The organism is Pseudomonas sputi, assembly GCF_021603585.1.
GTDB classification, from domain to species: Bacteria; Pseudomonadota; Gammaproteobacteria; order Pseudomonadales; family Pseudomonadaceae; genus Aquipseudomonas; species Aquipseudomonas sputi.
This window is the reverse complement of the sequence record NZ_BQHI01000008.1, coordinates 1-16,451: the sequence shown is the minus strand read 5'-3', so window position 1 is coordinate 16,451 and position 16,451 is coordinate 1. Positions and strand designations below refer to the sequence as shown.

12 protein-coding genes, 4 tRNA genes and 2 rRNA genes are annotated in these 16,451 nt (G+C 55.5%); all 18 read right to left on the bottom strand.

Translation table 11 applies throughout. The features are described from left to right. Positions 1-97: 97 nt before the first annotated feature. Positions 98-4,297 (bottom strand): DNA-directed RNA polymerase subunit beta', encoded by a 4,200-nt coding sequence (rpoC, locus tag L6D81_RS13540; protein ID WP_236180125.1) that lies wholly within the window; start codon positions 4,295-4,297, stop codon positions 98-100. 63 nt (positions 4,298-4,360) lie between these two features. Then, on the bottom strand, positions 4,361-8,434 hold the full coding sequence (rpoB, locus tag L6D81_RS13535) for a DNA-directed RNA polymerase subunit beta (RefSeq protein WP_236180123.1): 4,074 nt from the start codon (positions 8,432-8,434) through the stop codon (positions 4,361-4,363). A 220-nt stretch (positions 8,435-8,654) separates the two neighbouring features. Then, on the bottom strand, positions 8,655-9,020 hold the full coding sequence (rplL, locus tag L6D81_RS13530) for a 50S ribosomal protein L7/L12 (RefSeq protein ID WP_007957596.1): 366 nt from the start codon (positions 9,018-9,020) through the stop codon (positions 8,655-8,657). 79 nt (positions 9,021-9,099) lie between these two features. Next, the gene (rplJ, locus tag L6D81_RS13525) at positions 9,100-9,600 is read right to left on the bottom strand and encodes a 50S ribosomal protein L10 (protein ID WP_236180121.1); all 501 of its coding nucleotides are present in this window, start codon (positions 9,598-9,600) and stop codon (positions 9,100-9,102) included. 198 nt (positions 9,601-9,798) lie between these two features. Then, positions 9,799-10,494, bottom strand: a complete 696-nt coding sequence (gene rplA / locus L6D81_RS13520) for a 50S ribosomal protein L1 (protein ID WP_236180120.1) — start codon at positions 10,492-10,494, stop codon at positions 9,799-9,801. After that, complete coding sequence (rplK, locus tag L6D81_RS13515; protein WP_003228756.1) at positions 10,494-10,925, bottom strand: 50S ribosomal protein L11; 432 nt, start codon at positions 10,923-10,925, stop codon at positions 10,494-10,496. Before rplK ends, rplA begins: the two co-directional genes overlap by 1 nt. A 117-nt stretch (positions 10,926-11,042) precedes the next feature. After that, a complete protein-coding gene (gene nusG / locus L6D81_RS13510; RefSeq protein ID WP_007957598.1) occupies positions 11,043-11,576 on the bottom strand; it encodes a transcription termination/antitermination protein NusG in 534 nt (177 codons plus the stop codon). A 9-nt stretch (positions 11,577-11,585) separates the two neighbouring features. Beyond that, entirely contained in the window at positions 11,586-11,954 is a 369-nt protein-coding gene (secE, locus tag L6D81_RS13505; RefSeq protein ID WP_064589465.1) for a preprotein translocase subunit SecE, read from the bottom strand. Between the two features lie 45 nt (positions 11,955-11,999). Beyond that, positions 12,000-12,075 (bottom strand) — tRNA-Trp (locus L6D81_RS13500). Positions 12,076-12,128: 53 nt separating this feature from the next. Continuing rightward, entirely contained in the window at positions 12,129-13,322 is a 1,194-nt protein-coding gene (tuf, locus tag L6D81_RS13495; RefSeq protein WP_236180118.1) for an elongation factor Tu, read from the bottom strand. Between the two features lie 85 nt (positions 13,323-13,407). Beyond that, positions 13,408-13,483 (bottom strand) — tRNA-Thr (locus tag L6D81_RS13490). A gap of 26 nt (positions 13,484-13,509) precedes the next feature. Next, positions 13,510-13,583: transfer RNA gene (locus L6D81_RS13485), tRNA-Gly, on the bottom strand. Positions 13,584-13,608: 25 nt separating this feature from the next. Beyond that, positions 13,609-13,693, bottom strand: a tRNA-Tyr gene (locus L6D81_RS13480). Positions 13,694-13,836: 143 nt separating this feature from the next. Continuing rightward, entirely contained in the window at positions 13,837-14,277 is a 441-nt protein-coding gene (locus L6D81_RS13475; protein WP_236180116.1) for a hypothetical protein, read from the bottom strand. 7 nt (positions 14,278-14,284) lie between these two features. After that, complete coding sequence (locus L6D81_RS13470) at positions 14,285-15,034, bottom strand: pantothenate kinase (protein ID WP_236180113.1); 750 nt, start codon at positions 15,032-15,034, stop codon at positions 14,285-14,287. Next, complete coding sequence (gene birA, locus L6D81_RS13465) at positions 15,024-15,977, bottom strand: bifunctional biotin--[acetyl-CoA-carboxylase] ligase/biotin operon repressor BirA (RefSeq protein WP_236180111.1); 954 nt, start codon at positions 15,975-15,977, stop codon at positions 15,024-15,026. The genes L6D81_RS13470 and birA overlap by 11 nt, the downstream gene beginning before the upstream one ends. 132 nt (positions 15,978-16,109) lie before the next feature. After that, a 5S ribosomal RNA gene (rrf, locus tag L6D81_RS13460) occupies positions 16,110-16,225 on the bottom strand. Between the two features lie 151 nt (positions 16,226-16,376). After that, positions 16,377-16,451: ribosomal RNA gene (locus tag L6D81_RS13455) — 23S ribosomal RNA — on the bottom strand; the annotation flags it as partial.

Here is a 16,451-nt window from a genome sequence, read left to right as displayed (position 1 = left end):
AAGGCAAGGCCCCGACCTCCCCGCTCGTCGAACCTCGACAAATTGTCTCGACTCGATGAACGGCTTGATCAGGGCCTCAGCTCATTTTTCGCAGAACTCAGTTACCGCTCGAGTTCAGCGCTTCGGTCAGTGCAGCTTCCACTTCACTGGCGCTTACGCGCAACGGCTTGTCTGCATCACGACGACGCTTGCGCTCGCTGTGATAAGCCAGACCGGTACCGGCCGGGATCAGACGACCCACGACCACGTTTTCTTTCAGGCCGCGCAGGTAATCGCGCTTGCCGGTTACGGCCGCTTCGGTCAATACGCGGGTGGTTTCCTGGAAGGAAGCCGCCGAGATGAACGATTCGGTCGACAACGACGCCTTGGTGATACCCAGCAGAACGCGGGTGAACTTGGAGACAAACTTGTCTTCCGCGTTCAGACGCTCGTTCTCCACCAGAACGTGAGTCAGTTCCATCTGGTCGCCCTTGATGAAGCTGGAATCGCCAGACTCGGAGATCTCAACTTTACGCAGCATCTGACGCAGGATGGTCTCGATGTGCTTGTCGTTGATCTTCACGCCTTGCAGACGGTAAACGTCCTGGATCTCGTTGACGATGTACTTGGCCAGCGCGCTCACACCCAGCAGACGCAGGATGTCGTGCGGATCGCTCGGGCCGTCGGAGATAACTTCGCCGCGGTTTACCTGTTCGCCTTCGAACACGTTCAGGTGACGCCACTTCGGAATCAGCTCTTCGTACGGATCGCTACCGTCGTTCGGGGTAATGACCAGACGGCGCTTGCCCTTGGTTTCTTTACCGAACGCGATGGTGCCGCTGACTTCAGCCAGAATCGATGCTTCTTTCGGACGACGAGCCTCGAACAGGTCGGCAACACGCGGCAGACCACCGGTGATGTCACGGGTCTTCGAAGTCTCTTGCGGGATACGAGCGATAACATCACCGATCGCGATCTTCGCACCGTCCGCAACACCGACCAGGGCGTTGGCTGGCAGGAAGTACTGAGCGATAACGTCAGTGCCTGGCAGCAACAGATCCTTGCCGTTGTCATCGACCATCTTCACAGCTGGACGAATGTCCTTGCCGGCAGCTGGACGATCTTTCGGATCAAGCACTTCAATGTTGGTCATACCGGTCAATTCGTCAGTCTGACGTTTGATCGTGATGCCTTCTTCCATGCCCACGTAGGTCACGGTACCTTTCATTTCGGTAACGATCGGGTGAGTGTGCGGATCCCACTTGGCCACGATAGCGCCAGCGTCGACCTTGTCACCTTCTTTAACCGAAATCACGGCACCGTACGGCAGCTTGTAACGCTCGCGCTCACGACCGAAGTCGTCAGCGATTGCCAGCTCACCGGAACGGGACACAGCAACCAGATTGCCGTCCACACGCTCAACGTGTTTCAGGTTGTGCAGACGGACGGTACCGCCATTCTTCACCTGAACACTGTCGGCTGCGGAAGTACGGCTTGCCGCACCACCGATGTGGAACGTACGCATCGTCAGCTGGGTACCCGGCTCACCAATGGACTGGGCAGCGATAACGCCGACCGCTTCACCGATGTTGACCTGGTGACCACGAGCCAGATCACGGCCGTAGCACTTGGCGCAAATGCCATAGCGGGTTTCGCAGCTGATCGGCGAACGCACGATCACTTCGTCGATGCTGTTCAGCTCGATGAACTCGACCCACTTCTCGTCTACCAGAGTGCCTGCAGGAACGATGACGTCCTCGGTACCCGGCTTGAATACGTCACGGGCAATGACACGACCCAATACGCGCTCACCCAACGGCTCTACAACGTCACCGCCTTCAATGTGCGGAGTCATCAGCAGACCGTGTTCGGTGCCGCAATCGATCTCGGTCACGACCAGATCCTGCGCCACGTCTACCAGACGACGAGTCAGGTAACCGGAGTTCGCAGTTTTCAATGCGGTATCCGCCAGACCTTTACGAGCACCGTGAGTCGAGATGAAGTACTGGAGTACGCTCAGACCTTCACGGAAGTTCGCAGTAATCGGCGTTTCGATGATGGAACCGTCCGGCTTGGCCATCAGACCACGCATACCGGCCAGCTGACGAATCTGTGCTGCGGAACCCCGCGCACCCGAGTCGGCCATCATGTACATCGAGTTGAACGATTCTTGCTCGACTTCGTCGCCGTGACGGTCGATGACTTTCTCTTTCGAGAGGTTGGCCATCATCGCCTTGGAGACTTCGTCGTTCGCTTTCGACCAAAGGTCGATCACTTTGTTGTACTTCTCGCCCTGGGTTACCAGGCCGGAGGCGTACTGGCTCTCGATCTCTTTCACTTCGTCGGTGGCAGCACCGATGATGCGGGCTTTTTCATCCGGGATAACGAAGTCGTTAACACCGATGGAAACGCCGGAAATGGTCGAGTAGGCAAAACCGGTGTACATCAACTGGTCAGCGAAGATCACGGTCTCTTTCAGACCCACCACGCGGTAGCACTGGTTGATCAGCTTGGAGATCGCCTTTTTCTTCATCGGCAGGTTGACGACGTCGAACGACAGACCTTTCGGCACAACCTGGAACAGCAGCGCACGGCCGACAGTGGTGTCGACGATACGGGTGTTGTTCACGCTGTTGCCGTCACGATCATTCACGGTTTCGTTGATACGAACCTTGATCTTGGCGTGCAGTGCGGCTTCGCCGGCACGGAACACACGGTCAACTTCCTGCAGATCCGCGAACACACGACCTTCGCCCTTGGCGTTGATCGCTTCACGAGTCATGTAGTACAGACCCAATACAACGTCCTGCGACGGAACGATGATCGGCTCACCGTTGGCTGGCGACAGAATGTTGTTGGTCGACATCATCAACGCACGCGCTTCGAGCTGGGCTTCCAGCGTCAGCGGTACGTGCACGGCCATTTGGTCGCCGTCGAAGTCGGCGTTGTACGCGGCGCAGACCAGCGGGTGCAGCTGGATAGCCTTACCTTCGATCAGTACCGGTTCAAACGCCTGGATGCCCAGACGGTGAAGGGTCGGTGCACGGTTGAGAAGAACCGGGTGTTCGCGAATCACTTCAGCGAGAACGTCCCAAACCTCTGGCAGCTCACGCTCGACCATTTTCTTGGCGGCCTTGATGGTGGTCGCCAGACCACGCATTTCCAGCTTGCCGAAAATGAACGGCTTGAACAGCTCGAGAGCCATCTTCTTCGGCAGACCGCACTGGTGCAGACGCAGGGTCGGACCTACGGTAATTACCGAACGACCGGAGTAGTCAACACGCTTACCGAGCAAGTTCTGACGGAAACGACCTTGTTTACCCTTGATCATGTCAGCCAGGGATTTCAGAGGACGCTTGTTCGAACCTGTGATAGCGCGGCCACGACGACCGTTGTCGAGCAGTGCATCGACAGCTTCCTGCAACATACGCTTTTCGTTGCGCACGATGATGTCCGGAGCGGACAGATCCAGCAGACGCTTCAAGCGGTTGTTACGGTTGATCACTCGACGATACAGATCGTTGAGGTCGGAAGTCGCGAAACGACCACCATCCAGCGGTACCAGTGGACGCAGATCTGGCGGCAGAACCGGCAGAACGGTCAGCACCATCCACTCTGGCAGGTTGCCGGAACCCTGGAAGGCTTCCATCAACTTCAGACGCTTGGACAGTTTCTTGATCTTGGTTTCGGAGTTGGTTTGCGGAATTTCTTCACGCAGACGGCCAATCTCGTGTTCCAGGTCGATAGCGTGCAGCAGCTCACGCACAGCTTCAGCACCCATGCGGGCGTCGAAGTCGTCACCGAACTCTTCCAGCGCTTCGAAGTACTGCTCGTCGTTCAGCAGCTGACCTTTCTCAAGAGTGGTCATGCCCGGATCGATAACGACATAGCTCTCGAAGTAGAGAACGCGTTCGATATCACGCAGGGTCATGTCCATCAGCAGGCCGATACGGGACGGCAGCGATTTCAGGAACCAGATGTGGGCAACCGGCGAAGCCAGTTCGATGTGCGCCATGCGCTCACGACGAACCTTGGCCAGTGCAACTTCAACGCCGCACTTCTCGCAGATCACACCACGGTGCTTCAAGCGCTTGTACTTACCGCACAGGCACTCGTAATCCTTTACCGGGCCAAAGATCTTGGCGCAGAACAGACCGTCACGCTCAGGCTTGAACGTACGGTAGTTGATGGTTTCCGGCTTTTTAACTTCACCGAACGACCACGAGCGGATCATCTCAGGCGAGGCCAATCCGATACGGATGGCGTCGAACTCTTCGACTTGACCCTGGTTTTTCAGCAAATTCAGTAGGTCTTTCAAGGCCTTTCCTCCTGGCGGAGCAGAGAGCGGGCAATCCTGCCCCGCTCTCGATCGCGTCACGTGTTATTCGGTTTCCAGATCGATATCGATGCCGAGGGAACGAATTTCCTTGATCAACACGTTGAAGGACTCGGGCATGCCCGGCTCCATACGGTGATCGCCGTCCACGATGTTTTTGTACATCTTGGTCCGGCCGTTCACATCGTCCGACTTCACTGTGAGCATTTCTTGCAGAGTGTAAGCAGCACCGTATGCTTCCAGTGCCCAGACCTCCATCTCCCCGAAACGCTGACCACCGAACTGCGCCTTACCACCCAACGGCTGCTGGGTAACCAGGCTGTACGAACCGGTAGAACGCGCATGCATCTTGTCGTCTACCAAGTGGTTCAGCTTCAGCATATACATGTAGCCAACGGTAACTGGACGCTCGAACTTGTTGCCGGTACGGCCGTCGGTCAGCTGCATCTGGCCGCTTTCTGGCAGGTCTGCCAGTTTCAGCATGGCCTTGATTTCGCTTTCCTTGGCACCGTCGAACACTGGAGTGGCCATTGGAACACCACCACGCAGGTTCTTCGCCAGATCCAGGATTTCCTGATCGGAGAAGCTGTCCAGATCTTCGTTACGACCGCCGATCTGGTTGTAGATCTCGTCCAGGAAGGTACGCAGTTCAGCGACTTTACGCTGCTCTTCGACCATCCGGTTGATCTTCTCGCCCAGACCTTTGGCCGCGAGGCCCAGGTGGGTTTCAAGGATCTGACCAACGTTCATACGCGAAGGTACGCCCAGTGGGTTGAGGACGACGTCGACCGGTGTGCCATTGGCATCGTGCGGCATGTCTTCAACCGGCATGATCACGGAGACCACACCTTTGTTACCGTGACGACCGGCCATCTTGTCGCCCGGCTGGATGCGACGACGGATTGCCAGGTAAACCTTGACGATTTTCAGCACACCTGGAGCCAGGTCATCGCCCTGCTGCAGTTTGCGCTTCTTGTCTTCGAACTTGTCGTCCAGCAGACGGCGACGATCAACGATGTAGGCCTGGGCCTTCTCGAGCTGCTCGTTCAGAGCATCTTCAGCCATGCGCAGTTTGAACCACTGACCATGCTCAAGACCGTCGAGTACTTCGTCGGTGATGTCCTGACCTTTCTTCAGGCCCGCGCCACCTTCAGCCTTGTGGCCTACCAGAGCGGAACGCAGACGCTCGAAGGTCGCGCCTTCAACGATGCGGAACTCTTCGTTCAGATCCTTGCGGATCTCGTCCAGCTGGGACTTCTCGATCGACAGGGCACGAGCATCACGCTCAACACCGTCACGAGTGAAGACCTGCACGTCGATGACAGTACCTTTGGTGCCGGTTGGCACACGCAGGGAAGTGTCTTTAACGTCGCTGGCTTTTTCACCGAAGATCGCACGCAGCAGCTTTTCTTCCGGAGTCAGTTGGGTCTCGCCTTTCGGAGTGACCTTACCTACCAGAATGTCGCCGGCGCCGACTTCAGCACCGACGTAAACGATACCGGCTTCGTCCAGCTTGTTCAGTGCAGCTTCACCCACGTTAGGGATGTCCGCAGTGATTTCCTCTGGGCCAAGCTTGGTGTCACGAGCCACACAGGTCAGTTCCTGAATGTGGATCGTGGTGAAACGGTCTTCCTGAACCACACGCTCGGACAGGCAGATGGAGTCTTCGAAGTTGAAGCCGTTCCATGCCATGAACGCGATGCGCATGTTCTGACCCAGAGCCAGTTCACCCATGTCGGTGGACGGGCCGTCGGCCATGATGTCGCCACGCTGAACACGATCACCCTTGCTCACCAGCGGACGCTGGTTGATGCAGGTGTTCTGGTTCGAGCGGGTGTACTTGGTCAGGTTGTAGATGTCGACACCCGCTTCGCCGGTTTCAACTTCGTCATCAGCAACGCGAACCACGATACGGCTGGCATCAACGGAGTCGATCACGCCGCCACGACGAGCCACGACGCAAACGCCGGAGTCGCGAGCCACGTTACGCTCCATGCCGGTACCGACCAGCGGCTTGTCAGCGCGCAGGGTTGGTACAGCTTGACGCTGCATGTTCGAACCCATCAACGCACGGTTGGCGTCGTCGTGCTCGAGGAACGGAATCAGCGACGCTGCAACCGAAACTACCTGCTTCGGCGAAACGTCCATCAAGGTCACGTCTTCCGGCGCCTTGACGGTGAATTCGTTCAGGTGACGTACGGCCACCAGTTCGTCGATCAGGACTTTCTGCTCGTTCATGGTCGCCGAAGCCTGCGCGATCACGTGATCGGCTTCTTCAATGGCGGACAGGAACACGATGTCGTCGGTGACCACACCCTCTTTCACCACGCGGTACGGACTCTCAAGGAAACCGTACTGGTTGGTGCGCGCGTAAGCAGCCAGGGAGTTGATCAGACCGATGTTCGGACCTTCCGGCGTCTCAATCGGGCAGACACGACCATAGTGAGTCGGGTGTACGTCACGGACTTCGAAGCCCGCGCGCTCACGAGTCAGACCGCCAGGGCCGAGTGCAGAGACACGACGCTTGTGGGTGATCTCGGACAGCGGGTTGTTCTGGTCCATGAACTGCGACAGCTGGCTGGAACCGAAGAACTCTTTCACAGCCGCAGCCACTGGCTTGGCGTTGATCAGGTCTTGCGGCATCAGGCCTTCGCTTTCAGCCATCGACAGACGCTCTTTGACCGCACGCTCAACACGTACCAGACCAACGCGGAACTGGTTCTCGGCCATTTCGCCAACGCAGCGAACACGACGGTTACCCAGGTGGTCGATGTCGTCGACGATGCCTTTACCGTTACGGATATCGACCAGAGTCTTCAGTACCGCGACGATGTCTTCCTTGCACAGCACGCCCGAACCTTCGATCTCGGTACGACCGATACGACGGTTGAACTTCATCCGGCCGACCGCAGACAGGTCATAGCGCTCAGGACTGAAGAACAGGTTGTTGAACAGGGTCTCGGCAGCGTCTTTCGTTGGCGGCTCGCCTGGACGCATCATGCGATAGATCTCGACCAGCGCTTCCAGTTGGTTGCTGGTGGAGTCGATCTTCAGCGTGTCGGAGACGAACGGGCCGCAGTCGATGTCGTTGGTGTACAGCGTTTCGATGCGTACAACGCCAGCCTTGGCGATTTTCGCCAGGACTTCGGTCGACAGCTCGGTGTTGCACTCCGCCAGGATCTCGCCGGTAGCCGGATGCACGATGGCCTTGGCGGTCGTACGACCGAGGACGTAGTCCAGCGGCACATCCAGCGTCTTGATACCGGCTTTTTCGATCTGGTTGATGTGGCGCGCGGTAATACGGCGGCCTTGCTCAACGATGACCTTGCCCTTCTCATCCTGGATGTCCAGAACCGCAACTTCACCACGCAGGCGCGATGGCACCAGCTCCAGGCTGAGGGTTTCGCCGCTCAGGTGGAATACGTTGGTGGTGTAGAACGCGTCAAGCACTTCTTCGGTGGTGTAACCGAGTGCTCGCAGCAGAACCGAGGCCGGCAGCTTGCGACGACGGTCGATACGCACGAAGACGCAGTCTTTCGGGTCGAACTCGAAGTCCAGCCACGAACCGCGGTAAGGAATGATACGCGCGGAGTACAGCAGTTTGCCGGAGCTGTGCGTCTTGCCACGGTCGTGGTCGAAGAACACGCCCGGGGAACGGTGCAGCTGGGAAACGATAACGCGCTCGGTACCGTTGATTACGAAGGTACCGTTCTCAGTCATCAATGGGATTTCACCCATGTAGACTTCTTGCTCTTTGATGTCCTTGATCGCTTTGTTCGACGATTCTTTGTCGAAAATGATCAGGCGCACTTTTACCCGCAAAGGTACGGCGAAAGTTACACCGCGCAATACGCATTCTTTGACATCAAATGCCGGTTCGCCCAGGCGATAACCGACGTACTCCAGCGCAGCATTGCCGGAGTAGCTGATGATCGGGAAAACGGATTTGAAGGCCGCATGCAGGCCCACGTCGCGGAACTGATCTTTAGTCGCTCCCGCTTGCAAGAATTCACGATACGAATCCAGCTGGATGGCCAGGAGGTAAGGCACATCCATGACGTCCGGCAACTTGCTAAAGTCCTTGCGGATACGTTTTTTCTCAGTATATGAGTAAGCCATCAGCGTTCCCCAGCTTGGTCACCTGCTTGTTTGGCCCCTCCCGACGGGAGCAGCCAGAAAATCGTGCAAACCCCATGGTTTGCGCCACCGCATCGGGTGGTTACAGCTCGTTATCGACACCGACCCAGTCGGCTGCCAATAACGGAAAAAGGCCGGTGGCAAGAGCCACCAGCCATCAGCCTGTCGCTTGACGCTCGGGCTGGAGGAGCAAAGTCGATGCTTACTTCAGCTCGACTTTAGCGCCTGCTTCTTCCAGCTTCTTCTTAGCGTCTTCAGCAGCTTCTTTCGAAACGCCTTCAGCTACAACCTGAGGAGCGCCGTCGACTTTCTCTTTGGCTTCTTTCAGGCCCAGACCGGTCAGTTCACGAACTGCCTTGATCACGTTGACTTTCTTCTCGCCGGCTTCAACCAGAACAACGTTGAACTCGGTTTGCTCTTCAACAACAGCGGCAGCAGCAGCTGGACCAGCAGCAGCAACAGCAGCGGTCACGCCGAAGGTTTCTTCCATTGCTTTGATCAGCTCAACAACTTCCAGAACGGTTTTCTGGCCGATTGCTTCGATGATTTGTTCGTTAGTCAGAGACATGACTCAATTCCTGATTTGGTGGACAGCCTGTACGGCTGTCGAAATAAACAAAAATACGCGAGAGTGGAAACGCTCAGCCTCAGGCTGCAGCTGCTTCTTTCTGATCGCGAATTGCCGCCAGAGTACGAGCCAGCTTGCTGGTAGCGCCTTGAATCACGCTCATCAGTTTCGCAATAGCTTCGTCGCGAGTTGGCAGGCTTGCCAGCACGTCGATCTCATTCGCTGCGAGGAACTTGCCCTCGAACGAAGCTGCCTTGATCTCGAACTTGTCCTGACCCTTGGCAAATTCCTTGAACAGACGAGCAGCAGCGCCCGGATGTTCGTTGGAGAATGCAATCAGGGTCGGGCCGGTGAACGCGCCGCCCAGCACTTCGTATGAAGTGCCAGCAACAGCGCGCTTGAGCAGGGTGTTACGTACAACACGTACGTAAACGCCAGCTTCACGAGCCTCTTTACGGAGTCCGGTCATTGCGCCTACTGTTACGCCACGGGCATCAACCACGACAGCGGACAGAGCGACTTTGGCAGCCTCGTTGACTTCAGCGACGATGGCCTTCTTGTCTTCGAGATTAATTGCCACGGGTTTAACTCCTGCTTGTTACCGTTTCATTCGATCGAAACCGAATGTCGTTTTGGTGTCTGATTCGGTAAGGAACCGGGAGCACCATCTGCGTAGGCTTGAGGTTTAAGACTTGCGTCGCCTACGGTCTTGGATAGCCCCCGCCAGGCAGGGACCCCAATCTTTCAATTGGCGCAGTCAACTGCGCCAATTTTTGTCTTACGCGTCCAGCGAGCTCTGGTCGATGACCAGACCTGGGCCCATAGTGGTGCTCAGGGTAACGCGCTTGACGTAGATACCTTTCGAAGAAGCTGGCTTGATACGCTTCAGATCAGCGATCAGGGCTTCAACGTTTTCCTTCAGCTTGACGGCATCGAAGCCGATCTTGCCAACGGAAGTGTGGATGATGCCGTTTTTGTCGGTGCGATAACGAACCTGACCAGCCTTGGCATTTTTAACCGCGGTAGCGACGTCTGGGGTAACAGTGCCGACTTTCGGGTTAGGCATCAGACCACGTGGACCGAGGATCTGACCCAGTTGACCTACAACGCGCATGGCATCCGGGGATGCGATCACTACGTCATAGTTCAGGTCGCCGCCTTTCATTTCGGCAGCCAGGTCGTCCATACCTACACGGTCAGCGCCGGCAGCCAGAGCGGCCTCAGCAGCTGGACCCTGGGTGAACACAGCAACGCGAACAGTCTTGCCAGTGCCGTGTGGCAGCACAGTAGCGCTACGAACGACCTGGTCGGATTTACGCGGGTCTACGCCCAGGTTTACAGCTACGTCGAACGACTCGACGAACTTGGCAGCCGGCAGCGAAGCCAGCAGAGTTGCGGCCTCTTCGAAGTTGTAGGACTTGCCCGCTTCGATTTTTTCAGCGATAGCCTTTTGGCGCTTGGTCAGCTTAGCCATTACACACCCTCCACGTTAAGGCCCATGCTACGAGCAGAACCGGCGATAGTGCGCACGGCTGCATCCATATCAGCTGCAGTCAGATCCGCGTTTTTGGTTTTCGCGATTTCTTCCAGCTGAGCACGGGTAACAGTGCCAACCTTAACGGTGTTTGGACGAGCGGAACCGCTGGTCAGACCGGCCGCCTTCTTCAGCAGAACCGAAGCAGGGGTGGATTTGGTTTCGAAAGTGAAGCTACGGTCGCTGTAGACAGTGATGATCACTGGAGTCGGCAGACCCGCTTCCAGACCCTGGGTACGGGCGTTGAAAGCTTTGCAGAATTCCATGATGTTCACGCCATGCTGACCCAGAGCAGGACCAACAGGTGGGCTTGGGTTAGCCTGAGCGGCCTTCACTTGCAGCTTGATGTAAGCGGTAATCTTCTTGGCCATGAGGCACTCCAATTACGGGTTCGAACGCCTCGAAAGGCTCCCCGGTTACTTGCGCGTTTATCCCAGTGACGACAAAACCCCACAGCCTAGGGCTGCGGGGTTGGGATGCTTGCTCAGCTAGACCTTTTCGACCTGACTGAACTCCAACTCTACCGGAGTAGAGCGTCCGAAAATGAGCACCGCCACTTGGATCCGGCTCTTTTCGTAGTTAACTTCTTCAACGACACCGTTAAAGTCAGCGAAAGGCCCGTCATTGACTCGAACGGTTTCACCTGGCTCGAACAACGTCTTCGGCTTCGGCTTGTCACTACCGTCGGCAACGCGACGCAGAATCGCCTCAGCTTCTTTATCTGTGATTGGTGCTGGCTTATCAGCAGTACCGCCGATAAAACCCATCACCCGAGGAGTATCCTTGACCAAGTGCCAAGTACCCTCGTTCATATCCATCTGAACCAGCACATAACCTGGGAAGAATTTGCGCTCGCTTTTGCGTTTCTGGCCATTACGCATCTCAACCACTTCTTCAGTGGGAACCAGAATTTCGCCGAAGCCATCTTCCATGCCAGCCAGCTTTACGCGCTCGATCAACGAACGCATGACATGCTTCTCGTAACCCGAGTAAGCATGCACAACGTACCAACGCTTAGCCACGGGACACCCTTAGCCGACAATCAAGGAAACAAGCCAGCCGAGCAGGGAATCAAGCCCCCACAACAGCAACGCCATAACCAGAACAACAGCCACAACAATCAGCGTGGTCTGCGTGGTCTCTTGGCGAGTTGGCCATACGACTTTACGAATCTCGGTGCGAGCTTCCTTAACCAGTACAAAGAAAGACTTGCCCTTGGCTGTTTGCAGACCTACAAAGGCAGCCACAGCAGCAATAACAAGCAAAGCGAGCACACGGTACAGGATCGGCGAAGCAGCGTAATACTGATTGCCAACAACGCCAACAACCACCAAAGCGACTACTACAAGCCACTTGAGCAAATCGAAGCGAGAGCCTTGAGCTTCAGCCTTAGGAGTCATCTATGAAGATCCTGTGAAAAGAAAGCCAGACACACCGAGTGAATCTGGCAGGTCAGGAGGGAATCGAACCCCCAACCTACGGTTTTGGAGACCGTCGCTCTGCCAATTGAGCTACTGACCTAAAACAAAATCAGGCCGACCATTATGCCGGCCCGAAAAAGACATTACAACTGTTTACTCGATGATCTTGGCTACAACACCAGCACCAACGGTGCGGCCGCCTTCACGGATTGCGAAACGCAGACCGTCTTCCATCGCGATGGTTTTGATCAGGGTAACAGTCATCTGAATGTTGTCACCTGGCATTACCATTTCAACGCCTTCTGGCAGCTCGCAGTTACCAGTCACGTCAGTAGTACGGAAGTAGAACTGTGGACGGTAGCCTTTGAAGAACGGAGTGTGACGACCGCCTTCTTCCTTGCTCAGAACGTAAACTTCTGCGGTGAACTTGGTGTGCGGCTTAACCGAACCTGGCTTGACCAGAACCTGACCACGCTCAACGTCGTCACGCTTGGTGCCACGCAGCAGAACGCCGCAGTTCTCGCCAGCACGACCTTCGTCCAGCAGCTTGCGGAACATCTCAACACCGGTGCAGGTGGTGGTGGTGGTGTCACGCAGACCAACGATTTCCAGGGCGTCTTGAACACGAACGATACCGCGCTCGATACGACCAGTTACAACAGTACCGCGACCCGAGATCGAGAACACGTCTTCGATTGGCATCAGGAACGGCTTGTCGATAGCACGCTCTGGCTCTGGGATGTAGCTGTCCAGAGTTTCCACCAGCTTCTTGACAGCACTGGTGCCCATTTCGTTGTCGTCTTTGCCTTCCAGCGCCATACGAGCCGAACCGATGATGATCGGGGTGTCGTCGCCTGGGAAGTCGTAGGTGGACAGCAGGTCGCGAACTTCCATCTCAACCAGTTCCAGCAGCTCAGCGTCGTCTACCAGGTCAGCCTTGTTCAGGAAAACCACGATGTACGGAACGCCTACCTGACGGGACAGCAGGATGTGCTCACGGGTTTGCGGCATCGGACCATCAGCGGCCGAGCAAACCAGGATCGCGCCGTCCATCTGCGCAGCACCAGTGATCATGTTCTTCACGTAGTCAGCGTGACCTGGGCAGTCAACGTGAGCGTAGTGACGAATGTTCGAGTTGTACTCAACGTGCGCGGTGTTGATGGTGATACCGCGAGCTTTTTCTTCTGGAGCGCTGTCGATCTTGTCGAATTCAACTGCGGCCGAACCGAAAACCTCGGAGCAGACGCGAGTCAGAGCAGCGGTCAGAGTGGTTTTACCGTGGTCGACGTGACCAATGGTCCCTACGTTGACGTGCGGCAGGGAACGATCAAATTTTTCCTTAGCCATCGATATCACCCCTAACAGAAGAAATTGAGCAAACAACACAAACCATTAAAACAAAGGCAGATATTTTCATATCTGCCTTGTTATATGGAGCTCTTGAGCGGATTTGAACCGCTGACCTCACCCTTACCAAGGGTGTGCTCTACCAACTGAGCTACAAGAGCGTAACGCCTTGCACAACCTGCAAACTTGGAGCGGGTAGCGGGAATCGAACCCGCATCATCAGCTTGGAAGGCTGAGGTTCTACCACTAAACTATACCCGCGGAGCCTGCAGCTCACGCTAAAATCTGGTGGAGGGAGAAGGATTCGAACCTTCGAAGTCGTAGACGTCAGATTTACAGTCTGATCCCTTTGGCCGCTCGGGAACCCCTCCTAATCAGGCCGGCATTCTATACTATGCCAAACCCCTGTCAAGCATTTTCTCATTTAAAAACCTGAGGTTAGCTGCATTGACACCACTCCGCCGCACCAACCTTTTCAGGTCTTCGCTGTGGAGCGGGCGCCATTCTATGCAAACTATTCAGCAGGTGCAACCCCCTCGCACGGCATTATTTTATGTTTTAACTCATTGAATTCCTTGGAAAGGTTTTGAAGTTGAGCATCCCCCAGCAAACACTGGGTTTCGGGGGTGACCTGGAACCAATATGAGCCGCCGGGAGACTCTTTCGGCAATTGAAGAGCTTTGGCCCCCACTTCAGCAAAACGCTGCTCCAATGCCCGAGCAGACTCAGGGCGACTCAAGCCACCTATATATAGGCACTGACTATCAGACTTTGCCCCAGTCCTTTTTTCACGAAAAGCATTACCACCCGCCTCACTCAACAAGCGAATATCTTGTTGCGGGCCACGATAAAGACTGAGCGGCGTAACATCCTTTGCACGCAGCGGCGCCTCCTGCTGATGCCAGACGTAATAAAACACATTGAGTACCAGAAGCAGAAGGAACAACCAACGCATACCAACCTCAGGAAAAAGGACACGCCATAGCCAAACCCACGAACACCAAATCGGAAACAACGCGGGCCTCCGGAGCAATATCCGAGACCAGCTCCGCATCACCACCCGTAATGAAGACACTGTAGTCATCACCCCAGTAGGAATGCGCCATCTCTAACTGGGTCAATACGAACCCCCTGAGCATCAACAAACAGCCACGCTCTACAGCCTCAGCCGTATTTTGCCCCGGAGCCTGACTCATCAATGCCCGCTCCGCCACGAGATCTCCATAGCGAATTTTTCGGGTATGGGTACGCAACTGATTACGCATTAGCGGCATGCCAGGACAAATGAAACCTCCCAGATGCTCACCGTCCGCCGAGATGAAATCGGCAGTCACCGCCGTCCCGAAATCAAGTACCAGACAAGCCCCTTTAGCCAAGCGAAAACCACCAAGCATCGCCAGCCAGCGATCGAGGCCAAGGCGCTCATAATCGTCGTAACCATTTTTCACGCCGGACATCTCGCGAGCTGGCGCCGCACAGATAACGGAAATACCGAACTCCCGCTCGAGCAAACCAATCAGCAAACGGGTCTCTTCTTCGGTTCTTACGCTGACGAGGCGGCATTTATCGAGAGACATGTTCTCTAGCGATCGAAGCCCCTCGACCAATGCCCCATCAGAATCAACTACACCTTCCGCGACCAGAGCACCCGCCTCAGCACTCAGCACCCGCCATTTGATAAAGCTGTTTCCACAATCAAGCTCAAGAATCATCACGCAACCTCAAGCTGAGCTCACCACCACTAAAGACTTTTTCCATACCATCCACCTTCAGCCGGAGCGCACCTTGATTATCAATTCCTAGCACCACACCATCCACCTGATTGACGCCGGCAGTGAGAGAAACCGGCTTTCCTTGCCACAAGTGGCTTGCCTCCCACTCCGCCTGAAGCGTAGAGAAGCCGTCAGTTTGGTGCCGTTGCAAATAGAGTTGCAGCCGCTTACTCAGCTCAACCGCCAGATTGTTGCGATCACAGGATTTGCCCGACTCCAAACGCATCGAAGTCCATTGCTGATCGACTTCATCTGTAGCCTGCATGTTCACATTGATGCCTATGCCCAACACTACATGGCACACGTCTGCCGGATCACCAACCAGCTCCAACAGTATCCCGGCGATTTTTTTTTGCCCGACCAATACATCATTGGGCCATTTCAGCCCAGCACCTTGCACCCCAAGCGCGCGCAAGGTCTGCATGACCGCGAGACCAACAACGAGACTTAACCCTTCAAGCTGACGCATCCCACCATCAACACGCAACACGAGACTGTAATAAAGGTTTTCGGCAAACGGGCTTACCCATTTACGACCTCTGCGCCCGCGCCCGGAGCTCTGCCGCTCAGCCAATATTAGAAAGGGCGCCACCCGGCCTCGATCGACGGCGCGCAACGATTCAGCATTAGTTGAGTCGATAGAATCGAAGACACTGACAGACAAGCCGACAAGACCTTCCTCTATTTTGAGCGAATCAAGCAACGTCAGCGGCGAGGCTAATTGATAGCCCCTCCCTCGAACTTTATGTATGGATAACCCAAGCTCCACCTCCAAATGCTGAAGCTGCTTCCACACCGCACTTCGACTAATTCCCAAGGCAACACCCAGGGCCTGACCGGAATGGAATCGACCATCCTTCAGAAGGTTCAACAACGTCAGCATGCAGATCTCGCCTCAGAATGAGGCCCGAATAATAGCCATGCACGGGGCCACTGCATAGAATTCAAACAATTCATTTTCCTGCGGACAAAACAAAACCCCAACTGCTTTCGCAATTGGGGTTTCGGAATTTAATCTTGACGATGACCTACTCTCACATGGGGAAACCCCACACTACCATCGGCGATGCATCGTTTCACTTCTGAGTTCGGGATGGGATCAGGTGGTTCCAACGCTCTATGGTCGTCAAGAAATTCGGGTACTGACTCGCGGCCGGCTGGCCTCGCTTCAGCAAATTGGGTATGTGACAGCTGTCGGTATCTTGTGAACGTCGAACTTTCGGTTCATTGCGTCTTCACACACCGCAATCTGGCCTTTCGACTCAAATTGCTTGGGTGTTATATGGTCAAGCCTCACGGGCAATTAGTATTGGTTAGCTCAACGCCTCACAGCGCTTACACACCCAACCTATCAACG